The 22492-nt window shown below is 67.0% G+C and carries 20 protein-coding genes; 6 read left to right on the top strand and 14 right to left on the bottom strand.

Annotated features, from left to right (window positions below):
• The first annotated feature begins 14 nt into the window (after window positions 1-14).
• The gene (locus AB839_RS09225; RefSeq protein WP_061479111.1) at window positions 15-452 is read left to right on the top strand and encodes a DUF3806 domain-containing protein; all 438 of its coding nucleotides are present in this window, start codon (window positions 15-17) and stop codon (window positions 450-452) included.
• A gap of 48 nt (window positions 453-500) precedes the next feature.
• On the opposite strand, the gene AB839_RS09220 is transcribed toward AB839_RS09225, so the two are convergent.
• Window positions 501-1661 carry an amidohydrolase family protein gene (locus AB839_RS09220; RefSeq protein WP_061479110.1) on the bottom strand — a complete coding sequence of 387 codons (1161 nt, stop codon included), beginning with the start codon at window positions 1659-1661 and terminating at the stop codon, window positions 501-503.
• A 182-nt stretch (window positions 1662-1843) separates the two neighbouring features.
• On the opposite strand from AB839_RS09220, the gene AB839_RS09215 reads away from it, so the two are divergent.
• Entirely contained in the window at window positions 1844-2488 is a 645-nt protein-coding gene (locus tag AB839_RS09215; protein WP_061479109.1) for a hypothetical protein, read from the top strand.
• An 80-nt stretch (window positions 2489-2568) separates the two neighbouring features.
• Here the strand turns inward: AB839_RS09215 and AB839_RS09210 are convergent, their stop codons facing one another.
• A complete protein-coding gene (locus AB839_RS09210) occupies window positions 2569-5295 on the bottom strand; it encodes a TonB-dependent receptor (RefSeq protein ID WP_061479108.1) in 2727 nt (908 codons plus the stop codon).
• 182 nt (window positions 5296-5477) lie between these two features.
• Here AB839_RS09210 and AB839_RS09205 point away from each other — a divergent pair, with 182 nt between their 5' ends.
• Window positions 5478-6113, top strand: coding sequence for a GNAT family protein (locus AB839_RS09205; protein WP_049414571.1), 636 nt, complete (start codon window positions 5478-5480; stop codon window positions 6111-6113).
• On the opposite strand, the gene AB839_RS09200 is transcribed toward AB839_RS09205, so the two are convergent.
• Complete coding sequence (locus AB839_RS09200; protein WP_061479107.1) at window positions 6110-6886, bottom strand: CDP-diacylglycerol diphosphatase; 777 nt, start codon at window positions 6884-6886, stop codon at window positions 6110-6112. The genes AB839_RS09205 and AB839_RS09200 overlap by 4 nt on opposite strands.
• A gap of 68 nt (window positions 6887-6954) precedes the next feature.
• A complete protein-coding gene (locus tag AB839_RS09195) occupies window positions 6955-7614 on the bottom strand; it encodes a hypothetical protein (protein WP_061479106.1) in 660 nt (219 codons plus the stop codon).
• A 170-nt stretch (window positions 7615-7784) separates the two neighbouring features.
• Here AB839_RS09195 and AB839_RS09190 point away from each other — a divergent pair, with 170 nt between their 5' ends.
• A complete protein-coding gene (locus AB839_RS09190; protein WP_049414567.1) occupies window positions 7785-8081 on the top strand; it encodes a hypothetical protein in 297 nt (98 codons plus the stop codon).
• Between the two features lie 102 nt (window positions 8082-8183).
• On the opposite strand, the gene AB839_RS09185 is transcribed toward AB839_RS09190, so the two are convergent.
• The 7 genes from AB839_RS09185 to AB839_RS09155 all read right to left on the bottom strand — a co-directional run bounded on the left by AB839_RS09185 (window position 8184) and on the right by AB839_RS09155 (window position 16068).
• Window positions 8184-9068, bottom strand: coding sequence for a hypothetical protein (locus tag AB839_RS09185; RefSeq protein ID WP_061479105.1), 885 nt, complete (start codon window positions 9066-9068; stop codon window positions 8184-8186).
• A 121-nt stretch (window positions 9069-9189) separates the two neighbouring features.
• Window positions 9190-10890 (bottom strand): D-lactate dehydrogenase, encoded by a 1701-nt coding sequence (gene dld, locus AB839_RS09180; protein ID WP_061479104.1) that lies wholly within the window; start codon window positions 10888-10890, stop codon window positions 9190-9192.
• The gene (gene lldD, locus AB839_RS09175; protein WP_061479103.1) at window positions 10887-12026 is read right to left on the bottom strand and encodes an FMN-dependent L-lactate dehydrogenase LldD; all 1140 of its coding nucleotides are present in this window, start codon (window positions 12024-12026) and stop codon (window positions 10887-10889) included. The genes dld and lldD overlap by 4 nt, the downstream gene beginning before the upstream one ends.
• Before the next feature lie 4 nt (window positions 12027-12030).
• Entirely contained in the window at window positions 12031-12795 is a 765-nt protein-coding gene (gene lldR, locus AB839_RS09170; RefSeq protein WP_061479102.1) for a transcriptional regulator LldR, read from the bottom strand.
• A 53-nt stretch (window positions 12796-12848) separates the two neighbouring features.
• Window positions 12849-14507 carry an L-lactate permease gene (lldP, locus tag AB839_RS09165; protein WP_061479124.1) on the bottom strand — a complete coding sequence of 553 codons (1659 nt, stop codon included), beginning with the start codon at window positions 14505-14507 and terminating at the stop codon, window positions 12849-12851.
• 223 nt (window positions 14508-14730) lie between these two features.
• The gene (locus AB839_RS09160; RefSeq protein WP_005413774.1) at window positions 14731-15183 is read right to left on the bottom strand and encodes an MgtC/SapB family protein; all 453 of its coding nucleotides are present in this window, start codon (window positions 15181-15183) and stop codon (window positions 14731-14733) included.
• 126 nt (window positions 15184-15309) lie between these two features.
• On the bottom strand, window positions 15310-16068 hold the full coding sequence (locus tag AB839_RS09155; RefSeq protein WP_061479101.1) for an SDR family NAD(P)-dependent oxidoreductase: 759 nt from the start codon (window positions 16066-16068) through the stop codon (window positions 15310-15312).
• A gap of 320 nt (window positions 16069-16388) precedes the next feature.
• On the opposite strand from AB839_RS09155, the gene AB839_RS09150 reads away from it, so the two are divergent.
• Window positions 16389-17342 (top strand): AraC family transcriptional regulator, encoded by a 954-nt coding sequence (locus tag AB839_RS09150; protein ID WP_061479100.1) that lies wholly within the window; start codon window positions 16389-16391, stop codon window positions 17340-17342.
• A 120-nt stretch (window positions 17343-17462) separates the two neighbouring features.
• Here AB839_RS09150 and AB839_RS09145 read toward each other — a convergent pair whose 3' ends face one another.
• From AB839_RS09145 to AB839_RS09135, 3 genes are all read right to left on the bottom strand, one after another.
• Window positions 17463-19373 carry a CocE/NonD family hydrolase gene (locus tag AB839_RS09145; RefSeq protein WP_061479123.1) on the bottom strand — a complete coding sequence of 637 codons (1911 nt, stop codon included), beginning with the start codon at window positions 19371-19373 and terminating at the stop codon, window positions 17463-17465.
• Window positions 19374-19593: 220 nt separating this feature from the next.
• The gene (locus tag AB839_RS09140) at window positions 19594-19980 is read right to left on the bottom strand and encodes a DUF4440 domain-containing protein (RefSeq protein WP_061479099.1); all 387 of its coding nucleotides are present in this window, start codon (window positions 19978-19980) and stop codon (window positions 19594-19596) included.
• Window positions 19980-21338: an MFS transporter gene (locus AB839_RS09135; RefSeq protein WP_061479098.1), complete on the bottom strand. Its 1359-nt coding sequence runs from the start codon at window positions 21336-21338 to the stop codon at window positions 19980-19982. Before AB839_RS09135 ends, AB839_RS09140 begins: the two co-directional genes overlap by 1 nt.
• 105 nt (window positions 21339-21443) lie before the next feature.
• Here AB839_RS09135 and AB839_RS09130 point away from each other — a divergent pair, with 105 nt between their 5' ends.
• Entirely contained in the window at window positions 21444-22349 is a 906-nt protein-coding gene (locus AB839_RS09130; RefSeq protein WP_061479097.1) for a LysR family transcriptional regulator, read from the top strand.
• The last annotated feature ends 143 nt before the right edge of the window (window positions 22350-22492 follow it).

Below are 22492 nucleotides of genomic sequence, written 5' to 3'. Positions count from 1 at the left end.
CACGGCGCCTCGCCATGTCCGACCAACCCCCGACGCGCTTCGATCCCCTGCCTGCAGCCCTGCAGACGCACCTGCAGCACCAGCGTGCACTGATCGCCGCGCGCGTGGCCGCCAGCTTCCCGACGTTGCCGGTGCAATGGCCGCTGGCCGCCAGCACATTGCAGCGCGTGGTCGATGCCGAGCTGATCGATCGTGACGACTGCGGCGGCTGGGAAGCCCTGGGCGTGGCGCTCGGTGACACCCTGGCCCAGCGCGTGCCAGGCCTGGCCTGGATGCAGGTTACCGATGCCTGGGGCATCGACGCGGTGCTGCGCTATGCCGACAGCAGCCTGCAGATCGGCGCCGGCACCCTGCTGCTCAAGCGCGTGGAGCAGGGCGAGGTCATCGACATCGCCCATCTGCTGGCGTGGCTGGAAGAATTCGTCGCTACCCGCGCCGACGATTACGCCTGAAAGCCGCCGGGCATGGCTCGGCGCTACAGAGGTTGGTGCGGCCTGGATCTACAGCCAGCGGCCATCCACCACTACGCGGCGCTCCACCGGCACCCCGGCCACGGCAGCCGGGCCATGATCGGCCCGCACGGCCACGAAAGTGGCCGGATGCCCTTCCACAAGACCGTATTGCGGCAGCCCGATCACCTGCGCCGCATGGGTCGTGACCATGTCCAGCGCCAGCATCAGGTCGGCATCGGTGTAGAAGCCCGAGCGGTAGCCCAGCAGCATCGCCCGCTGCAGCAGATCGCCGTTGCCGTAAGGCCACCAGCAGTCGCGGATGTTGTCGTTGCCGGCGAACACGCGCACGCCCGCATCATGCAGTGCGCGCAAAGGCGGAAATGGATGATCACCCGGCGCGTTGCTCATGATCGCCACACCCGCCGTGGCCAGCGCCTCGCCCACCTGCAACGCGCGCGCCAGCGGCACGTCGCCCAGCGAGTAGGCATGACTGACCGCCACCCGCCCCTGCAGGCCAGCGGCCCGGGTCCGCGCGGCAATGCGCAGCAACTGGGCCAGTCCGGTTTCGCCGGGCTCGTGCAGGTGGATGTCCAGGCGCACGCCATAGCGCTCGGCCAGGCCGAACAGCAGTGCCAGCTGGCCTTCAGCATCGCCATCCAGCATGGTCGGGTCGATGCCTCCCAGCACCTCCACGCCCGCTGCAAGGGCCTGCTCAAGCACGGCGGCGGTACCCGGACAGGACATCACCCCGGCCTGCGGGAACGCTACCAACTGGATGCGCATGAGGTCGGCACAGCGCAGCGCCGCCTCGCGCACCGCTTCGAGATGGCCGAGACCCGTGCTGCCGTCGATGTCGACGTGGCAGCGCATGGCCACCGTGCCGAAGCGGCTGCACTGGCGGATCAATGCCTCGGCACGGTCCACCATCGGCGCGGCACCCGCTACTGCGGCCTTCTCCACCGCCAACCGCTCACGCAGGCTGTTCACCGGCTGGTGCGGGTGCCAGCGGTCGCCGACAAAACTCTTGTCCAGATGGATGTGGCCGTCGACCAGCCCGGGCAGGACCGCGAAGCCCTGCAGGTCGACGCATTCCGCCCCGTCGGCCGGCGAGGCCTCGACATTGAGGCCACTGATGCGGCCGTCACGGACATGGAAATGCAGTGGCGCGCCGTAGCGGTCTACGCCGCCATGGACGAACTGAAGCGTCATCGGAACTCCGGGAAAGCCAAGCCATGGCGCCATCCTGAGCGCCGGCGCTGCCATCGGCCAACGAAATATCTGGATGGAACGCATTCACCAGAACGATGATTACCGTGCGACAACCGGTCGCAGCCACGCCGTGCACACGCCTGAACGGGTAACATGGGCGCCTGTTTCCGCTGTGATGCCGCATGGGCCCGTCCGACCGCCACGATCGCCTCCGCCGCTGGCAGGCCGCGTCCCTGCTCGCTGCTGCCCCGATGGCCAGCCTGTCCGCCGCCGATGCGGCCGCCACCGCGCCGCTGCAGGCGCCGCCGGGCCAACAGCGCATCGCATCGGCTGCTCTGGTCGAGCGATTGCACCAGCGCGTGCTGTCCGGGCAGAGCGCCACCGCCACCCTGGAACACTGGTGCGCCGAACACGGCCTGGCCGAACAGGCGCGGGTGCGCGCCGTGCGTGTGCATGGCCAGGACAAGCCTGCCCCCGCCGATGTGCTGCAGGCGCTGGGTGCGACGAAGCCTGGCACCGCGCTGCGCTACCGCCGGGTACAGCTGGTCTGTGGCAGCCGCGTCCTCTCCGAGGCCGACAACTGGTACCTGCCGGACCATCTCAGCCCGGCCATGAACCAGGTGCTGGACAGCACCGACGAACCCTTTGGCCGCGTGGTCGGCCCGCTCGGCTTCCAGCGCCAGACACTGGCCGACCAGACGTTCTGGCCACCGCGTGGCGAAGGCGAACACGGCGTGGTCCTGGAAGTGCGCGCGCTGCTGCGCGATCGCCAGCAGCAGCCCTTCAGCTACGTCATCGAGTCGTACCTGCAACAGGCGCTGCCCTAGCCGACCGGCGCGCGCCATCACTGCGGATAGGGGCACAGCAGAAGGCCCGGCATTGCCGGGCCTTCTGTCTGCCCGCCCGATCAGCGGAACCGGTAGTCCAGCTGCAGCCAGTACTGGCGGCCATACGGGTCGTAGTTGCCGACCGGGTAGAACGGCCAGCCGCCCCCGTTCCTGTCCGCCGGCGGGCGGCTGTCACGCAGGTTGTTGACGATCACGCCCACCGACAGGTTCTCGCCAAACTGGCGGAACACGCTGGCGTTGTAGGTCATGTACGGCGCGATGCGGCCACTGCCATCGGTCTTCGGCAGTGAACCGAAACGATTGCCGTACAGCGTGGTGGTCCAGTCGCCCTGGTTCCAGGTGATGCTGCCATTGGCCTTGCTGCGCCACTGGTAGTCATCCAGTGAATTGCGGATGTCACGCTCCGGATCATCGGAGAACTGCCGGTATTTATGCTCCAGCACCACGGTATAGGCCAGGCGCGTGGTGAAGCGGCCATAGCGGCCGGCGTCGAAGCGCCAGTTGCCTTTCAGGTCCAGGCCGCGCACCGACTCGGAGGCCGCGTTGATCGGATTGATCAGCACGCGGGTTACCTGGTCCGGCTGCACCGTGGCATTGGACGGGTTGCGGATCACCCGCGACAGCGCGTCCTGGCACAGCGGTGAACCGATATCGCGCGCTTCGCCACCCAACGTGCGTCCCAGGCGGCAATCGGCTTCATCACGAAGAATACGGCTGGTGTCGAGGCTGGTGACCTCATTGTCGATGCGGATGTCGTAGTAGTCGGCACTGAAGTCCAGCCCGGACAGCGGCGACCAGACCACGCCGAACCCATAGGATTTGGCGGTTTCCGGCTGCAGCTGTGCGTTGGCACGGTTGCTGTAGTCGATCGACAGGCCGTTGTAGTCGCAGTTGTCGTACGACTGGCCTGCAGTACGGCAGCGCCAGTAATCGGTCATGCCCGGGTTGTAGCCGCGGGTCTCGGTGGCGAACACGTAGTTCATGTCCGGCGCACGGAAGCTGGTCGCGGCAGAGCCGCGGATCAACAGGCTCTCGATCGGGCGGAACTCGACGCCGAAGCTCCAGGTCGCCTTGCCGATGTGCTCGCCGCCTGCGCGGTACTGGTCGTAGCGGCCGGCCAGCGTGGTGGTCAGCGATTGCAGCAGCGGCAACTGCAGTTCAACGCCGGCCGCATAGCGGTCACGATCACCGCCGGCACCGATACCGGCGCTGGTGTTCCAGAACTCGCCGGTGCCCAGGCGCGGGTCCGGGCGGTTGCGGTAGCCCTGGCTGCCGGCCTCGACCACCGCCGCCAGCGCAGCATCGCCGCCCGGCAGTGCGAACAGGCGGCCATTGATGCTGGCGCTGAAGGTCTGCAGCCACGCCGCGTTGCGACTTTCCTGATAGTCGGACAGGCCCTCGTACTCGTTCGGAGTCAAAGGCTTGAACAGGCGCACCGGGTCCGGCGCATAGACCTCCACGCCATTGCGCACGCCCAGCTTCGGGCCCAGCAGGTACTCGTTGATGCCGGCCAGCAGCACCGGGCGACGGGTGCGGTTCTCGTAGCGCGAACGGCTGTAGACCGCCTCGTAGTCCCAGCCGCTGTCGCCGATCTGGCCGCGTGCGCCCACGTTGAACGACCACGAGTTCTCCAGGAACCGATTGGCATTGCGCGGCAGGCCACCGATTTCTTCCGGCGCGAAGCGGCGGTACCAGCTCTCCAGGTTCCCGCTGTTCTGGTTGTAGAAGTAGTTGCGTGACGACGTCCAGGTCGGCGCGCGCGTGTTGTTGTAGATGCGCGCGCTGCCCACGGCGACATCGGCGAACAGGTCGGTGGTCTCGTTGAGGTGGAAGGTGAACAGGCCATAGCCATTGAGGTTGCGCTTCTGGGTCTGCACGGTCCAGTAGCTGGCGGCGGCCTCGTTGCTGCCGCAGTACCAGCCCTGGCGCGGGTTGTTGGCACGGAACACGCTGCCGCCATAGATGCCCGACGCTGCGTCGCAGCCGCTCACGCCCGGATCGATGTTGCGGCCGGTGGCAGCATTGCGGCGATAGGCGATCGCGGTCGCCTGCGGCGCCTTGCCGGCCGGATCATCGTCCAGTGAATCCATGAAGTCGCGTTGGCGCGCGTGGATCGCCTTGCGCACGTCGAACTCGAAGCCGAACAGCGCATCCCAACGCTCGCCGGAACTGCCACCGACCACCTGCGCGCGCTGGTTGTCACCCCCGCCCTGCTGGGTGCCGCCGGCGCGCACGCTCACGTCCACGCCTTCAAAACGGTCCTTGAGGATGATGTTGACCACGCCGGCGATGGCATCGGAGCCATACACCGCCGACGCACCCGCAGCGAGCACCTCGATGCGCTCGATCAGGGCGCTGGGAATGTTGGCCAGGTTGACCACATTCACCGAGCCCTCGTAGGCCAGCGGGTAGTCGGCCTGGCGGCGGCCGTTGACCAGCACCAGCGTGCGGTTCGGACCCAGTCCGCGCAGGTTGATGGTGTTGGCGGCCGGCGTGAACGTATTGCCGAAGTCCTCGCCCTGCACGTTGCCGGTGTTCTCGGTCAGCGCGCTCAGCGCGTCGAAGGCGTTGCGGTAGCCCTGCGCATCGATCTGCTCGCGGCTGATCACCGTCACCGGCGAGGGCCCCTCGACACTGGCACGGGGAATGCGCGAGCCGGTGACCTTCACTTCCTGTAATGTGGTGGGTGCGCTTTCCTGCGCGAAGGCCGGCAGCGAGACCAGCATCAGGGACGACAGCGCGAGCACCAGCGGACGCGGGCGCAACGCCTTGTGGGAGGCGGACATGGGCTTCCTGGGGGGAGTGGGCGGGTGGTACGGGGGAGCCGTGGCCTGTGCGGCACATAACGATCCCGTAACGAAAGTGTCCTGAATGGGTGGTTTCAACGGAAATGACCAGCCCTGATGGGCTTATGCCTGAACCGAATCAGACGGACCCACGGCACCGCCACACTTTTGCAATGAATTGCATGGTCTGGCGCTTTTCCGATACGCATCGTGCATGGATGACCAACCGCGCCACCTACACTCACCTCGCCCCGCTGCGCCCCGTCCTGCGCCGCCACCTGCTGCACCTCCAGGCAACGCCCATCACCCTGCGTTCGTTCCAGCGCACCGATCTGCCGCGCTGGCGCACCTTCGACGACCGTCGCCAGCGCGGCCAACGGCCGTCCTACGGCATTGATGAAGAGGCCCGCTTCCTCGCCAGCGTCCATCGTTCACGCCTACAGGAAGACAACGATCTGCTGGTACTGGGCGTGTTCGACGACGCGCAGGGCATCCTGCACGACCAGCTGCATGTCCGCCTGCAGTCGCTGCATTCGCGCTGCGCAGAACTGCAGTCGCTGCAGCACCGCAACGCGCATCCACAGGCCACACTGCGCGCGCTGTGCCCGTTCCTGTTCGACAATGTCGGCCTGCATCGCATCTTCGTCCTACTGCCACCGGGTTGCACCACCCCTTTCGCCCAGGCACTGCAGGCCCACGGCTTCATGCGCGAAGGCATCCTGCGCGACTACCACCTGGACGCCGAGGGATGGCATGACCGCCAGCTGCTGGCGCTTACCGCGCCGGCGTGGCGCAGCAATCTGCAGCGGATCGGCTAGCGCACCCGCTCCAGTGCCGCACCCGCGCCGGTCAGCACCGTGCAGGCGTGGTCCTGCAGTTCTTCGCCGCTGGCATCGTTGCCGCTGGCGGCATCCACGCGGGTGGCCAGCAGGATGAAGCCGGGGCTGCCCTGCACGTCATCGCGCCCGGCCACCACCAGGCTCCACTGGCCCACATCGCCCACGCCGCTCAGGCCATAGGCCAGCAGGTTGAGCGGATTGGCGGTCATTTCTGCACCGGGCAACAGATAGGCCTGGTACTGATGCCCGCGCAGAAGTACCGGCAACGGTGACCAGCGTGGCCCCAGGGTGCCGGCGTGTGCATCCAGGGCCTGCAACACGTCCGTGCGCAGGCAATCGACATGGATATGCAACTGGTGCTGCGACCGTCCGTGCGGTGAGTTCAGCGCCAGGCTGGCCACGTTGCGCGGCAATGGCTGGCCCAGGGCCTGTTCGGTGTGCGCGCGCGCCTGCCAGGCGGCCGCGAAATAGTTGGGCGCCCCACGCTGGTAAAGACCGCGGCTCTCGATGCCACTTACCTTGTCCAGCGGCATCAGCAGGAACTGGTAGTCACCGTGTGCATCCTTGACCAGCACGTCACGGCGGCCGGCCGCCGTCTCCACCCGCAGGCAGCTGCCGCGCGGGCCGTCAGCTGCCTGGCAGTCACGCTCGATCAGGCGCCACAGTGCATCGGAATGGGCGGGCGGCGGAGGCGCGCTCGCACAGGCGGACAACAGCAGCAGGGGCGACAGCAGCAACGGGCGCAGGGACACGGCGGCGACTCACGGAACAGGCACGGCAGGCGGCGCCGCGCTGCATTCTAGCCAGCGCGGTGCTGCAATCAGTAGGTGCCGAACGGCACTTCAACCACGATCGGGGCCACGCCCTCGCCCGCCTGCAAGGTGTAGCGGTCCAGTGCGCCATCATCTTCGGCGTGCGGCTGGCGCTGGAAATGCAGGGAATAGCGGTCATCCCCCAGGCGCACGGCACTGCCATCGGCCTCCAGCGCGGCACCTTCGGGAATCAGCAGCCCACCCAGGTCGCTGTAGGCCCCCGGCACATCGGTGAAACCATAGTCGGCCAGTTCATCCACGCGCTGCATCGCATAGACATGCGGCAGGTAGGGGCGTGCCGGGCTGCGGCCATTGCTGAGGTCGGTCACCCAGGCCTGTGGCAGGTGGTATTGCTCGCGCAGTGCGGCCACGCCCAGCGACGGGCTGGCCACCTGCAGGCAGCACACCGCGCGCTTGCCCTCACGATCGACAATGGCGAATCGATCGCCACGGGTGGCGGCCTGCGGCAGCATCGCGAACGCCAGGTTGCGCTGAGCGGGTGCGTAGCCTGCCTCGGTCTGCAGGTTGCGCCAGGCACCGAACACCGGCGCTTCCGCAACGGCGTCCGGCGCCGGCTCGATGGCAGAGGCGGCAAACGCCACGCCCAGCACCGACACTGCCAGTACCCTTCTTGCCCTGCGCTTGTCGCGCAAACTGCCTGCCGTCATAGCGTATCCAACACCTGCACCGGAATGGCCCGGCCTGCCCGCTGGCGTGCTGCCAGCCATCCCTGCCACTATGCAATGACCACGCTGTGCCGGCAATGACCGGAGTGCTGACGCCTTTCGCGCGACGGGTGCTATCGTTCCGCCCATCTTCCCTGCGCAGGAGCGCTCGCATGTCCGCCTTCCGTCTGTCCCTGCTACTGCCTGCGTCGGCCCTGCTGCTGTCGGCCTGCGTCAGCACCCCTGGCCCGCAGGTCAAGGGTACCGGCCACTGCGATGCCAGCCAGCTGGGCTGGGCGATCGGCCAGCCGGCCAACGAACCCAACATCCGCCGCCTGTCCAGCGAGAGCGGCGCCGGCCTGGTCAACCCGATCGGCCCCAGCACCATCACCACCAAGGACATCCGCCAGGACCGCCTGCGCGTGTTCGTGGACAAGGACAACATCATCACTTCCACGCGCTGCGAGTAGGCGCTGTAGAGCCGAGCCCACGCTCGGCTGCGCTTCCGTGACAGCCGAGCGCAGGCTCGGCTCTACAGAAAACCCCAGTCGAGCATGGCTCGACGCTACATGTCAGGGTTCGGTATACCCCGCGCAGTCCGGCAGCGCCTGGTCGGGGTGGAACACCCCATCACTGAAGCGGAACAGCCGCGTATAGCTGCACGCCGGGTCCTGTTCGGTGCGCAGGTCCTTCTTCTTCAGCGGGCCCTTGGCCAGCGAATCCTCGAAGCGCGAAACACCGGCCGGGAACCGGGTCGCCACGGTCTGGTAGCGCAGCACCGGCATGCCCTCGGCCACCGGATCCAGCCCGAGCTTGGCCGAGAACCCGTATTCGTCGTGGCAGGCGCCTGCGCGCTGCTTCATGTCCTGCTCGCTGAAACAGGCGCGGATCATCGCATTGCCCAGCCATGGCACGGTCAGCACGTCGTCGTCCACCTGGATGTCGTCCTGCAGGTGGCGCACGCGTGCCAACTGCAGCGTGGACGCGTCGGCCCCTCCACCGGAGTACATGGTGCTGAACTTGACGATGCCGCCTACCAGCACATTCTGGCGGGCGCGCTGCTGCGGGTCGGTCACTGTTTCGTCGCTGCCCACGCCCGGCGCCAGGCGCACGATCCACGGCCACAGTGACAGGTCGGCTTCCTGCGGCACGTCGATGCTGACGTGGTAGGTGTGTGGCTTGCCCTGGCCCGGCCCCTTCTCAAGCACTTCCAGCACGGTCGGCCGGTCTCCCTCCTCGGCCACCGGCTGCACGCGTACGCACCAGTTGCCGTCCCGCGTGCAGTCATAAAGCCCCGACGGTCCAGTCTCACTCGCGATCAGTACCTGTCCCAGCGGCTCCATCATGTTGCCGGCGGCATCGCGCTGCTGCGGCAGGATCGCGCTCTGGGCCAGCGCCAGCAGCGGGATCGCCAGCAATGCAGTGCACAGGGTGGCGCGGGCGGCAGCGGTGGGCATGGACGGCTCCTGCGGTTGGGCTTCCGATGGTAACCGTTGCCCACCATCATTTTTGTAGAGTCGAGCCATGCTCGACTGCTGTTTATCAGGAAGAGCAGCCGAGCATAGGCTCGGCTCTACATCATCCGCAGTCGCAGCTGCCCCACCCCTTCGCCTTCGAGGTCTGGCCGATGCCCGGGTTGAACGTATTGCTCGGGTCCAGCTGCTTGTAGAACCCGGCCAGCGCCGGCTTGGCCGGGTACAGGTGGCCGACGTTGTGCTCGGCCGGATACTCGGCGCCACGCTGGTCCAGCAGCGCCCACATCGCGTGCTCGATCGCCATCGGGTCTTCGCCCTTGCGCGCGATGTAGTCCTGATGGAACACGTGGCACAGGAAGTGCCCGTAATACAGCTTGTGCAGCAGACGGGCGTCGATATCGGGTGGCAGCTGCTCGAACCAATCCGTATCGTCGCGGCGCAATGCGATATCCAGCGCGACGATGTCCTGCACCTGCTCACGATGCACTTCGCGATAGCGGACTGCCGCACCGGCCACCGCGAAGCGATGCAGGAACGCCTTGCGTCCCTCCTCGGCCGTGCAGTGGAAATAGCCGCCTTCGTGCCCGGCGAAGAACCCGCGCAACCAGGCCTCGGTTTCCGCAGCGTCCTGGGCAGAGACCTTCAGCAACAGGTGATGCTCGTAACGTTGCCGGAACTCGCCCATGCGCTTTGGCAGGTGCGAGGGCAGCAGGCCGGTCAGCACCTGCATCACCCGGTCGGTCACCCCGCGCAGGCCCAGCCGTTCGAACCAGCCATCGATGCGGCTCTTCAATGCAAACGCCGCGGGCACACGGGAGGTACCGAGGCGATCAATCAGCAGGAAGCTGTCCTTGCCGTAGCGCTCGCCGATGTCATAGGCATCGCGGTGAATGTACTCGCCCGCGATCGGCAGGCGCTCGAAGCCGGTCAGCAGCTGGCGACGGATCGCGGTGAGGCTGTCGGTGCGGTTGCTGCCGATGTAGAAGACTTCGGCGGCCTCCTTTTCGAAGGTGTCCAGGCGCACCGCGAACACCGCCAGCTTGCCCGCGGACCCGGCCGCCTCGAAATGGCGGCTGGAATCGGCGTTGAAACGTGCGGGGGTATCGGCATCGACCTTGCGTACTTCCTCGGCATAGCGTGGATCGGAAGCCGCACGGCCGTCGCCATCGCCCACGTCGGCGGCCGTGTAGTCACCGGCCTGCAGGCGCTGCAGGATCTGCTCGGGCGTATCACCCAGCGCGATGCCCAGATGGTTGACCAGCTGCAACTGGCCCTGCGCATCGACCTGCGCATACAGCGCCAGCTCGGTGTAGGCCGGGCCGCGACGCACCAGCGCGCCACCGGAGTTGTTGCAGATGCCGCCCAGCACCGAGGCGCCGATGCAGGACGAGCCGATCACCGAATGCGGTTCGCGACCCAGCGGTGCCAGCGTCTGCTCCAGTCGGTCCAGCGTCGCACCGGGCAGGCACAGCACCTGGCGGCCTTCGTTCAACAGCTGGATGCCGGTCAGGCGCAGCGTGCTGACCAGCACGATGGGCCGGCCGTAGTCATCGCCGTCTGGGGTCGAGCCACCGGTCAGCCCGGTGTTGGCCGCCTGCAGGATGATCGCGGCGCCGCCCTGCACCGCTGCCTGCAGCACGCGCCACAGTTCCAGCAGCGTCCCCGGTCGCACCACCGCCAGCACTGGGCCATCGCCGAAGCGGTAGCCGCGACGGAAGCGCCGCGTGGCCTTGTCGCCGGTCAGTACATGGCGATTGCCGACCGCATCGCGCAACTGTGCCAGCACGGCGTCGTGGCCGCTCATGGCAGGCTGACCAGCGAATCGCGGCCGATGTCGGCGATGCGGCGCGCACCGGTCAGGGTCATCGCCACGCGCATTTCCTTGGCGATCAGGTCCAGCAGGTTGGCCACGCCGGCCTCGCCCTGCGCGGCCAGCGCATAGACGAAGGCACGCCCCAGCAGCACGGTATCGGCCCCCAGCGCCAGCATGCGCACCACGTCCAGGCCGGTACGGATGCCCGAATCGGCGAGAATCTTCAGATCGCCCTGTACCGCGTCGGCAATCGCCGGCAGTGCACGTGCGGTGGACAGCACGCCGTCCAGCTGGCGGCCACCGTGATTGGAGACCACGATGCCATCGGCACCGAACTTCACCGCATCACGCGCGTCATCCGGGTCGAGGATGCCCTTGATCACCATCGGGCCCTTCCAGAATTCGCGGATCCACTCCAGGTCCTTCCACGAAATGGAGGGATCGAAGTTGCTGCCCAGCCAGCCGATGTAGTCCTCCAGCCCGGTCGGGTTGCCGCGGTAGGTGGAGATGTTGCCGAGGTCATGCGGGCGGCCGAACAGGCCCACGTCCCACGCCCAGTGCGGATGGGTGATGGCCTGGCCGATGCGGCGCAGCGAGGCATTCGGGCCGCTCATGCCCGAGTGTGCATCGCGGTAGCGCGCGCCCGGCACCGGCATGTCCACGGTGAATACCAGCGTGGTCACGCCGGCGGACTGTGCACGCTCCAGCGCATTGCGCATGAAGCCACGGTCGCGCAGCACGTACAGCTGGAACCACATCGGCCGCTGGATGGCCGGTACCACTTCCTCGATCGGGCACACCGACACCGTGGACAGGGTGAACGGGATGCCGCGGCTGTCGGCCGCGCGCGCCGCCTGTACCTCGCCGCGCCGCGCATACATGCCGGTCAGGCCGACCGGCGCCAGCGCCACCGGCATCGCCAGTTTTTCGCCGAACAGCTCGGTTTCCAGGCTCAGGTCGGACATGTTGCGCAGGATGCGCTGGCGCAGCGCGATGTCGGACAGGTCGGAAACGTTGCGCTTCAGCGTGTGCTCGGCATACGCGCCGCCATCGATGTAGTGGAACAGGAACGGCGGCAGCCGGCGTTCGGCAGCAGCACGGTAATCGGTGGAGGCGGAGATGATCATGGGGTCAACCGTGGGGGGAAGGCAGGCGCGAGGCCCGCGCACGCCGGGCTTCGTTGTCATCGAGGGTGCGCAGCGTGGTGTGCACGAACTCGAGGTGGGCATGCGCGGCGGCGCGCGCGCGTTCGGCGTCGCCGGCCAGCACCGCATCCATCATCTCGCGGTGCTGGTCGGACAGCGGCGAGAAGGTCCTCGCCGAGGTGTAGAGCTTTTCGCGGCTCTGCGAGATGTTGGTCTGCAGCAGTTCGAACAGGCCGCGCATCACCTGCAGAAGGACCAGGTTGTGCGAGGCCTCGGCGATGGACAGGTGGAAGGCCGCGTCGGCCTCGGCTTCGCCGGTGGGGTCGTCCTTACCGTGCGCGTCCATCATGGTCTGGAAGGCCTGTGCGATGCGCGCGCGGTCCTCGTCGGTGGCACGCAGCGCCGCATGCCAGGCGGTGGCACCTTCCAGCGCGTGGCGGATCTCCAGCACGTCGAAGCGGTATTCCGGGTCGCCCTGGAACAGCGGCAGGTACGGCGCCAGCGGTTCATCCAGCGCCTGCCGCGCGCGTGCCGCAGGCTCGGCCACGTAGGTGCCGCCACCGACGCGTGCGGTCAGCAGGCCCTGGCTGGCCAGCTGCGCGATGGCCTCGCGCAAGGCCGTGCGCGAGACCCCCAGCTGCACCGCCAGGGTGCGCTCTGCGGGCAGCCGGTCACCCGGCTGCAGCCGTTGTTCCTGCACCAGGCCGCGCAGCTGCGCGGCCACCTTGTCGGAAATACGTTGCGTGCTCATGGCGCCATTGTGGCCCGAAGCGCGCAGCGGGTGGTCGGCCAGCCGCGCATGGCTCAGGGAATCATCCAGGTCAGCCAGTAAGCCTGGGCCAGGGTGATCAGGCCGACCATCGTGGTGAAGATCAGGCTGTGCTTGACCGTGAAGCGGAACAGATCCGACTCCTTGCCGGCCAGGCCGACCGCCGCGCAGGCAATGGCGATCGACTGCGGCGAGATCATCTTGCCGGTGACACCACCGGTGGTGTTGGCCGCCACCAGCAGCACGTCGGACACGCCGATCTGCTGTGCGGTGGTGGCCTGCAGTGCCGAGAACAAGGCATTGGACGAGGTGTCCGAACCGGTCAGGAACACGCCGAGCCAGCCCAGGAACGGTGAGAAGAACGGGAACGCGTCGCCGGTATGCGCCAGCGCCAGGGCCAGCGTGGCAGACAGTCCCGAGTAGTTGGCGATGAAGGCGAACGCCAGCACCATGCCAATCGAGTAGATCGGCATGCGCAGCTCACGCACGGTCTCGCCGAAGGTCTGCAGCGCCGAACGGGCCGGCATGCGCAGCGCGATGATGGCGATCAACGCGGCCAGGATGATCGAGGTACCGGTGGCCGAGAACCAGTCGAATTTATAGACCGCCTCATAGCTCAGCGGCGCATCCACGATCGGTGGCATCTTCTGCACCAGCTGATCCAGGCCCGGCACCGGGATCTTCAGCACCCAGCCTTCCAGCGGGCCGCCCGCCGCGAACAGCGACTTGAACGGCTTGATGCTCCACAGCGTGACCATCGCGGTGAGGATCAGGAACGGCGACCATGCCCTGGCGATCTGGCCGACGCTGTGGCGCGGTGCCTCCAGTGCCTGTGCGGCCGCCTCGGCGCTGGTTTCGGTGTCGAAACGGAAGATCCGTACCGGCTTCCAGCGGCGCAGGAACAGGGTAAGGCACACCAGCGACGCCAGCGAGGCGGTGATGTCCGGCAGCTCCGGGCCGATGAAGTTGGAGGTCAGGTACTGCGCGATGGCGAACGAACCACCCGCAACGAGCACCGCCGGCCAGGTCTCCTTGATACCCCGCCAACCATCCATGATCGCCATGATCCAGAACAGCACGATGATGGTCAGGAACGGCAGCTGGCGACCGGCCATCTGGCCGATCTCGAATGCATCCAGGCCGGTGACCTGCCCGGCCACGATGATCGGAATGCCCATCGCGCCGAACGCTACCGGCGCAGTGTTGACGATCAGGCACAGGCCGGCGGCATACAGCGGCTTGAAGCCCAGCCCGACCAGCAGCGCCGCGGTGATCGCCACTGGCGCACCGAAACCGGCCGCACCTTCCAGGAAGGCACCAAAGGCGAAGCCGACCATCAGCATCTGCAGGCGCTGGTCTTCAGTCACCGACAGGATCGAGGCGCGGATGATGTCGAACTGTCCGGTCTTGACCGAGACCTTGTAGAGGAACACCGCGCCGATGATGATCCACGCGATCGGCCACAGGCCGTAGACGAAGCCGAAGCCGGCCGCGCCCAGCGCCTGGGGCAACGGCATGCGGTAGAACAACAGGGCCACGCCGAGTGCGATGGCCACGGTGATCGTGCCGGCCAGCCAGCCCTTCATGCGCAGCACGGCCAGGGCAACGAAGAAGAACGCGATCGGCAGCAGCGCGATCAGGCTGGACAACCACAGGTTGCCGGCGGGGTCGTACAGGTGTTGCCAGGGCTGCATGAAGACTCTCGACTGGAAACGGAAGGGGCCCACCGCAGGCGGTGGGTCGCCGTGGCCGCTGATCATTGGTATTACCATTAATGATTGCGATCCGACCACTTGCGGCGGATTTAACCGCCTCTCCGACGAAGAGCCTATTAGACCATAGGGCTAGCCTTCATATTGGTCCGACCATTATGGACTTGCTGGTAGTGCCGGCTGCTGGCCGGCAACTCGACCTTCCCTACGAAATCCGCTTCTCCAACCGCCGCATCACCGCCAGCACCAGCACGCACAGCACGCTGACCCCGATAGCGATCACGTACTTGCTGATCCCCACCGCGATGCCGATGGCCGCCGCCATGATCAACGAGCTGGCCGTGGTCAGGCCGCTGACCTGGTCCTCGCGTGACCCACGCAGGATGGTGCCAGCGGCAACGAAGCCGACACAGGCGACCACCGCTTCGATCAGGCGCACCGGATCAACCTGCAGCAAGTCGCGGTAGCGCTCCTGCTGGAAATGCTCGGCCACCGAGTCGCCAAGGCCGACGATCAACGCGGCGGCCCCTGCGATCAGCATGTGCGTACGCAGGCCAGCGGCGTGCTTGCCCATCTCGCGCTCGACGCCGAGCACGCCGCCGAACAGCATCGCTGCGGCAACGCGCAGCAGGATCGAGACATCCTGGGTAAGTTCCATGGGAAAGCTCCGGAATTTTCCCGGAGCGTCGCGCGGCGATTGTGGGACGGCGGTGAAGGCCATGGCACGCCTTCTTCACCGCCCGCTTTCATCCACGCATGGCGTGGATCTGCGGGCCGCATTCGCTCACTGCGCGAGGTAGCCACCATCGATGGCGTAGTACGTGCCGGTCGCGAACGAGGCATCGTCGCTGGCCAGCCAGGCTACCAATGCGGCCACTTCCTCCGGCGTACCCAGCCGCTTCAACGCATGCCGCCCTTCCAGCGTGGCGCGCACCTTCGGGTCCATCTTCTCCAGCAGCGGTGTGCTGATGAAGCCCGGGCCGACCGCGTTGACACGAATGCCGTCGGCCGCATGCTCCCAGGCGGCGGTCTGGGTCAGCCCGACCACGCCGTGCTTGGCCGCCACGTACGCAGTGGAACCGGCATAGCCCACCTGGCCCAGGATCGAGGCCATGTTGATGATGCTGCCGCCCGTGCCGGCCGCGCGCATGGCCTGGATCTGCGCACGCTGGCACAGGAACACGCTGGTGAGGTTGACATCGATCACGCGCTGCCAGCCATCGATAGGATAGTCACCGCTGGCGGCGGCCGGCCCGCTGATGCCGGCGTTGTTGACCGCCACGTGCAGGCCGTCGAGTTCCTTGATCGTGCGCTGCACCGCTGCCTCCACCGCCGCGTCGTCGGTGACGTCAAGCGCGATGCCGATGGTCTGTGTGCCGGTGCTGCGCAACTGCGCCACGGTGGCATCCACTGCATCCTGCTTGAGGTCCCAGACCGAGATACGGGCACCGGATGCGGCCAGCGTCTGGGCCACGGCCAGGCCGATGCCCGACACACCGCCGGTCACGATCGCGGTCTTGCCGGTGAGCTGGTAGTCAATCATCTGCGTTTTCCATATGCGGGGGTATCGAAGTGGCCTGCAACAGCCAACCCACCCACCTTACGCGCGCGCCCGTGATGGCCGGGCTGACACCGCGTCTCCAGATCGTTCCAGCCATGAAACCTCAACTGCAGTTTATGTATGGAATTACGTACGGATATGCGTGCAAAACGCCGGCGTATGCTCGTCGACATTTTCACTTTGGCCGTAATCGCCAATCGGTTTGACCTTATTGAAGTCAATAGCGCGCGAATCGCGGCGACAATGGGAAACGCTTCCAGTTTCTTCGACACCTTCAATTCAACCTGTGTTTGCGCAGAGCGATGTCCCGATATTTCACTTTTGCTGATTACCGCCAGTTCGGCGAACGCCATGGCTACGACTACCGGATCGAAGGGAGTGAACTGCGCGACGACCAATGGGCAGGGCGTGGCGACGTCCACGAACAGTCACTGCGCGGTGGCTTGGGCCTGATCGCCTCGGACGTGCACAACCGGTTCACCTACACGGCCACCGCTGTGCACGGTGCCGGCCTGACCATCCGCCTGATGCTGCAGGGCGAAGTGGATGTCCAGTTTCCTCGTCGCAAGGGATTCACCCTGCGCGCCGGCACAGGCATGACCACCAGCCACCATGAACCAGTGTCGATGGCCGGACTGCATCCCGGTGGCAGCCACCTGCGGGGGGTCAGCTTGAGCGTACCGGCCGATCTGGACGTGGACATGCTGCGCCTGCCGGCACTGCAACGGGTCCTTCATTCCCCTCTGCAGTGCCGTCACTGGGCCATTCCGCATGCCTTGCTGCCGACGCTCGCCCAGTTGTTCGACAGCCCCTGGCAGGACGACATCGATGCGCTGTGGCGCGAAGGCGTGGCCCTTCAGGTGTTGGCCGTCGGCCTGCAGGCCCAGGATATGCAGACCGAGCATGTACGCACGCTGCGCGCCGGCCAGCGCGAGCGACTGGAACGGGTGCGCAGTTACCTGCATGACGACCCCAGCCATGCCCACAGCCTGATCGAACTGGCCCAGCTGGCCTGTATGAGTCCGAGTTCCTTGCGCCGCCATTTTGCCCAGCAATATGGAAGCTCGGTGTTCGACTACCTGCATGAGCAGCGCATGCGCCATGCCGAACAGGGCCTGCGCGAAAACGGATGGACCGTCGAGCAGGCTGCCGCCGCCAGCGGCTACCGCCACCCCAGCAACTTCGCCGCCGCGTTCCGCAAGCGCTTCGGCCTGGTCCCCAGCCGCTGGCGCACGGGCCCGTCGAAGGTGGGCTGAAGGCCCGGGCCCTGGTAGGTGTCGACCTTGGTCGACATGCTCCTGCGCCATTGCGGATGCCGGCCAGCGGCCGGCACTACCACGTGCTGCCAGGCACGGCCCGGCGCCACCCTGCGGGCCTCAATACACCGGCAGATCGATGTAGCTGGCCTGCGCAGCGCTGTGCCACACGCGCTGCGTGGCCTTCTGGTAATCGCCCGGCTTGGCCAGGTAGATGTTCGGCACGTAGGTCTGCGGGTTGCGGTCGTACAGCGGGAACAGGCTGGACTGCACCTGCACCATCACCCGGTGGCCCTTCTGGAACGTATGGTTGGCGTTGGGCAGATCGAAGCGATACGGCAGCACCTGGTTGGCGGCCAGCGGCTTCGGATCGGTGAAGCTCTCGCGGTAGCGGCCACGGAAGATCGCCAGCGACACCGGCAGCTCGTAGCCACCCATCTCCGGCGTGGACGCTTCCTGGTCCGGATACACGTCGATCAGCTTCACCACCCAGTCACTGTCGGTGCCACTGGTCGAGGCCTGCAGATGCACCACCGGCGCGCCGCCGATGCGCAGCGGCGCGGTCAGCGGTTCGGTGATGAAGGTCAGCACGTCCGGGCGACCATCGACAAAGCGCTGGTCCTTGACCAGCCAGGTGGTCCACATGTCGCGGTCACCGAAGCGCACCGGGCGCGGCACGAACGGCACCGGCTTGGCCGGGTCGGACACGTATTCCTCGAAATCACCCTCGCCCGCCGCCGGTGCCTGGAACGCCAGCTTGCCCCCGGCGCGCAGGTACAGCGGCTTGCTGCTGGCGGCACAGCCCTTGTCGCAGCTGCGCGGCCAGCCCTTCAAGCGGTCCCAGTGGTTTTCGCCGGTGTTGTAGATCAGCACCGGTGGCGTATCGGCCTTCGGCGCGCCATCCACCAGGTACTGGTCAAAGAAGGGCTTGAGCACGTCGCGGCGGAACTGCAGCGCGGTATCGCCGTCGAACTTCAGCGCACCCAGTTCGCTGCCGCTGTAGTTCACCTGGCTGTGGCGCCACGGGCCCATCACCAGGTAATTGCGGTTGTTGCCGCTATCGCGTCCTTCCATCGCCTGATAGGCGTGGTTGGCACCCCACATGTCCTCCTGGTCCCACAGGCCCTGCAGCCACATGGTCGGCACCTTCAGCGGTGTCTTTGCCATCACCGCGTCCAGCGCCTGGCCCTGCCAGAAGCCGTCATAGGCCGGATGCTCGACCAGCTTCTTCCACCAGGTCAACTGGTCCACGCCGGTGAAACGCGCGTAGTCGCCTGCCGAGCCGATGCGCAGGAAGGTGCTGTAATCGTCGTAGCCGAGGCTGGGCAGCGGCGTACCCTTGCCGCGCTTCTCGGTCTGCATGGCGAAGTAGTTGAAGTTGACCTGGCGGAACGCACCGTAGTTGAGCCAGTCGTCACCCATCCAGCCATCGACCATCGGGCTCTGTGGTGCGGCCACTTTCAGTGCCGGGTGCGGGTCGGTCAGCGCCATCACCACGGTGAAGCCCTCGTACGACGAGCCGAGCATGCCGACCTTGCCATTGCTCTCCGGCACGTTCTTCACCAACCAGTCGATGGTGTCCCAGGCGTCGGTGGAATGGTCGACCTGGGTGTTGTTCAATGGCCCGCGCAGCGGCCGGGTCATCACGTAATCGCCTTCGGAGCCGTACTTGCCGCGGATGTCCTGGAACACGCGGATGTAACCGCCGTCGACAAACACCTCGTCGCCCTGCGGCAGCAGGTCGCGCATGCGTGGCGAATCACTGCGGCTGGCGCGGCCAGCGGCATCGTAAGGTGTGCGGGTCAGCAGGATCGGCGCGTTGCGGGCACCCTTGGGCACCACGATCACGGTATACAGCTTGGTGCCATCACGCATCGGCACCATCACCACGCGCTTGTCGTAGTCACGACCGACATCGGGGGCAACGAAGGGCTTGCCGCTGATGTCCGGGGTCATCGGCGGGGTATCGGCGGCCAGCACGGTGCTGGACAGGCAAAGGGCAATGGCTACAGCGACGGCACGCACACGCATGGACAACCCCTCCCGGCAGGAAAGCCCCAAGCCTACTCCTGCCTGGCGCCGTGAAGTGTGTGCAGGCTTTGCATTCTTCGGTGGATGCAGGCAGGACTGATGGCACATGTGCGGCTCGACGGGCACGCATCGATCTGGCCGTTGTAGAGCCGAGCCCACGCTCGGCTGTGGCCACCGCAACCTCCGAAGAGCAGCCGAGCGTGGGCTCGGCTCTACAGCATCAGGCTGCCGTCACCTCATGCAGCGCCAGCCAGCACCAGCGCCCCTGCTCGTGCCTCAGTACCGCCAGCGACTCCCGCCATGCGGGTGCGCCGCCGTCGACCGAATGCCCTTCGCGATAGCGCAGCACCGCCAGCGGTGATGGCGCCTCCACCGCCTGCACGGCGTCGATGGAAATCTGCAGTCCTGGACGCGCGCCATGACCGCCCGCGAACAGTGCCTGCACGGCCTTCCGGTCCATTCGGCGTCCTGCGATACCGACCATGCTGAAGTCCGCACTGAAGTGCGCCATCAGATCCTCCAGCGCATCGGTGCCGACGTCGGCACGGAGCCAAGCCTGCAGCTTGTCGTGCAGGAGGTGGATTTCATGTTCTGCACTGATGTCCATCAAGCATTCTCAGGTTGGAAAAGGGAAACTGCGTCCGACCGGCGCAGCAGCGCCATCGGCAGCAGCGTCATTGCAGCAGCCAAACCCAGCGCCACGCTGGTGGCGCGTGCCGGCAGCCATTGCATGGCCAATGCCAGCAGCAGTGCGATGGCGGCGGTGCCGAGGCAGAAGCTGAGCTGGCGGTTGAGGTTCCAGAGTGCACTGGCATCGCCCAACGCCTCACGTTCCACGCCATGGAAGGCCAGCGTCTGCGCGGTGCTGCTGCACAGGCTGCCGCCGGCGCCCATCAGCGCGAACAACAATCCAGCCAGCACGAAGGACGGCTGTGGCAGCAGCGCCATCAACAACAGGCCGCTGGCCTGCAGGAGCATGCCGGCGCGCAGTACCGTGGCCGGGCCGAAGCGAGCCAGCAGGCGCTTGCTGGCGGTGATCGCAATGGCCGAGGCCAGCGCCCAGGGCAGCATCAACGCGCCGATGCGTGCCGCGCTGTAGCCGGCCTGGTGCAGCTGCAGGGTACTGACCAGCTGGCTGCCGATGAATACACCGGGTACGGCGAGATACACCAGCATCGCCAGCCGCAGCCCGCGATGGGACAGCAGCGACCAGCGCAGCAGTGGCTGCGCCTGCTGACGTGCATGCCGCAGGTGGGCCGCCGCCAACAGCATTGCGATCAACAGCAGTACGGCACCGGCGGCCCGATGGCCGGGTTCACCCAGCCAGGTCAGCGCCAGCAGCAGCGCGCCCAGCGCCATCATCGCCGTGGAGAGCGCATAGGCCTGCAGGCGCGGCGCACTGCGCGCGCCATCGGCCGGCATCCAGGCCAGCACCAGCCCGATCGCCACCACCGCCAAGGGCAGGCTGGCCCAGAGCACACCGCGCCAGGACAACCACTGCACCAGCAGCCCGCCCAACGCGGGCGCCAGTGCCGGCACCAGCAGCGCCACCAGCAGGATGCGCCGGGTCAACGCGCCACGCTGCTCGGGCGTGCACTGGCGGTAGGCCGCGGCCTGCGCCACTGGAATCAGCAGGCCGCCGGCCAGCCCCTGCAGCAGGCGCCAGCCCAGCAGCCAGCCGATACCCGGCGCAGCGCCGGCCAGCACAGCGGCGACCGCGAACAAGAGCAACGCCACCAGCAGCAAGCGACGCTCGCCACAGCGCGCGGCCAGCCACGGCGCCAGCGGAATCACCACGCTCAGGCCCAGCATGTACGCCGTGCCGACCCAGGCCAGGGTGCTGACGTCGGCGTGCAGCTCCGCTGCCAATGCCGGATAGGCCACCGTGGCGATGAACATGTTGACCAGATCCAGGGCGAATACCAGCAGGAAAATCGCCTCATGGCGCAGGCGGGGGGACGGCATCGGCGGCGCTCCAGCGGAGAAGTCGCCAGCATGCCGTGCGGGCCTTGTTGGAAAAACACGACGACAGCTGCAACACTGTCAAATCTATTTTGACAATGGATCGCCATGGTCAGCCTCGACCGCTTCGATATCTTCCGCGCCGTGGTCGAGGCCGGCAGCCTGACCGCCGCCGCCGATCGCCGCGGCCTCAGCCGCGCGGTGGTCAGCTTCAACCTGAAGCGGCTGGAACAGGAGCTGGGCGTGGCCCTGCTGCTGCGCAGTACCCGCCACCTAGCCCTGACCGAGGCCGGCGAGCAGTTCCTGCAACATTGCGTGCAGGCACTGGATGCTGCGCAGGCGGCGATCGATGCCGCGCGCCGCGACCAGCACCAGCTGCAGGGCGTGCTGCGCCTGACGACCACGCCGGAGTACGCCCAGCTACGCCTGATTCCCGCGTTGGAGGCGTTCCGCGCGCAGCACCCGGCCCTGCAGCTGCACCTTTCAACTTCTCCAGCGCCAGCGGACCTCATTCCCGAACGCTTCGATCTGGCGATTCGCCTCGGCCGCCTGCCGGACTCGGGCCTGCACGCCAATGAACTGGAACGGCATCCACTGTGCGCGGTAGCGGCGCCGTCACTACTGGCGCGCCTGCCCTCTGCCGATGCGGCCGATGACCCCGTGCAGCTGGGCACCCTGCCCCGCCTGGGCTACCCACGCCTGGCCGATGTGCCGGTGGTTGCACCTGACGGCAGCGATGCCCTGTTTGCCACCAACCCGGGCAATGCCGTGGTGCGCGTAGATGGTGCCAGCAGCCTGCGTGCCTTCGCCGTGGCCGGCGCCGGGGTCACCGTGCTGCCACGCTGGCTGATCGAGGACGACCTGGCCCAGGACCGGCTGCGCCCGGTGCTGCGCCAGCACCGTTTCCCGCAGCAGAGCGTGTACGCGGTCTATCCGCACAGTTCGCAGCCTTCACCGAAGGTGCGGCAGCTGATCGATTTCCTGCGCAGGTGGTTTGGCAGCGCGCCCGGGTGATGACGGCGTCCGCCGGGCGCGGCGTTCTGTAGAGCCGAGCCCACGCTCGGCTCCGTTCTACAACAGCCGAGCATGGGCTCGGCGCTACAGTAGATATCCGGTAGCGCCGGGCCGTGCCCGGCGAGCGCAGCGGCAATCTACAA

It is taken from the genome of Stenotrophomonas sp. DDT-1 (assembly GCF_001580555.1).
In the GTDB taxonomy this organism is placed as follows: Bacteria; Pseudomonadota; Gammaproteobacteria; order Xanthomonadales; family Xanthomonadaceae; genus Stenotrophomonas; species Stenotrophomonas sepilia.
This window is presented reverse-complemented; position numbering and strand designations above follow the sequence as displayed.

What these genes read in the sequence shown, in the direction of transcription:
- AB839_RS09160 (WP_005413774.1), bottom strand. Translation starts at nt 15,183, where the DNA reads ATGGAACTTACCCAGGATGTCTCGATCCTGCTGCGCGTTGCCGCAGCG.
- AB839_RS09225 (WP_061479111.1), top strand. Translation starts at nt 15, where the DNA reads ATGTCCGACCAACCCCCGACGCGCTTCGATCCCCTGCCTGCAGCCCTG.
- lldD (WP_061479103.1), bottom strand. Translation starts at nt 12,026, where the DNA reads ATGATCATCTCCGCCTCCACCGATTACCGTGCTGCTGCCGAACGCCGG.
- AB839_RS09195 (WP_061479106.1), bottom strand. Translation starts at nt 7,614, where the DNA reads ATGACGGCAGGCAGTTTGCGCGACAAGCGCAGGGCAAGAAGGGTACTG.
- AB839_RS09190 (WP_049414567.1), top strand. Translation starts at nt 7,785, where the DNA reads ATGTCCGCCTTCCGTCTGTCCCTGCTACTGCCTGCGTCGGCCCTGCTG.
- AB839_RS09140 (WP_061479099.1), bottom strand. Translation starts at nt 19,980, where the DNA reads ATGGACATCAGTGCAGAACATGAAATCCACCTCCTGCACGACAAGCTG.
- AB839_RS09210 (WP_061479108.1), bottom strand. Translation starts at nt 5,295, where the DNA reads ATGTCCGCCTCCCACAAGGCGTTGCGCCCGCGTCCGCTGGTGCTCGCG.
- AB839_RS09220 (WP_061479110.1), bottom strand. Translation starts at nt 1,661, where the DNA reads ATGACGCTTCAGTTCGTCCATGGCGGCGTAGACCGCTACGGCGCGCCA.
- lldR (WP_061479102.1), bottom strand. Translation starts at nt 12,795, where the DNA reads ATGAGCACGCAACGTATTTCCGACAAGGTGGCCGCGCAGCTGCGCGGC.
- AB839_RS09145 (WP_061479123.1), bottom strand. Translation starts at nt 19,373, where the DNA reads ATGCGTGTGCGTGCCGTCGCTGTAGCCATTGCCCTTTGCCTGTCCAGC.
- AB839_RS09155 (WP_061479101.1), bottom strand. Translation starts at nt 16,068, where the DNA reads ATGATTGACTACCAGCTCACCGGCAAGACCGCGATCGTGACCGGCGGT.
- AB839_RS09215 (WP_061479109.1), top strand. Translation starts at nt 1,844, where the DNA reads ATGGGCCCGTCCGACCGCCACGATCGCCTCCGCCGCTGGCAGGCCGCG.
- AB839_RS09185 (WP_061479105.1), bottom strand. Translation starts at nt 9,068, where the DNA reads ATGCCCACCGCTGCCGCCCGCGCCACCCTGTGCACTGCATTGCTGGCG.
- AB839_RS09150 (WP_061479100.1), top strand. Translation starts at nt 16,389, where the DNA reads ATGTCCCGATATTTCACTTTTGCTGATTACCGCCAGTTCGGCGAACGC.
- dld (WP_061479104.1), bottom strand. Translation starts at nt 10,890, where the DNA reads ATGAGCGGCCACGACGCCGTGCTGGCACAGTTGCGCGATGCGGTCGGC.
- AB839_RS09135 (WP_061479098.1), bottom strand. Translation starts at nt 21,338, where the DNA reads ATGCCGTCCCCCCGCCTGCGCCATGAGGCGATTTTCCTGCTGGTATTC.
- lldP (WP_061479124.1), bottom strand. Translation starts at nt 14,507, where the DNA reads ATGCAGCCCTGGCAACACCTGTACGACCCCGCCGGCAACCTGTGGTTG.
- AB839_RS09205 (WP_049414571.1), top strand. Translation starts at nt 5,478, where the DNA reads ATGGTCTGGCGCTTTTCCGATACGCATCGTGCATGGATGACCAACCGC.
- AB839_RS09130 (WP_061479097.1), top strand. Translation starts at nt 21,444, where the DNA reads ATGGTCAGCCTCGACCGCTTCGATATCTTCCGCGCCGTGGTCGAGGCC.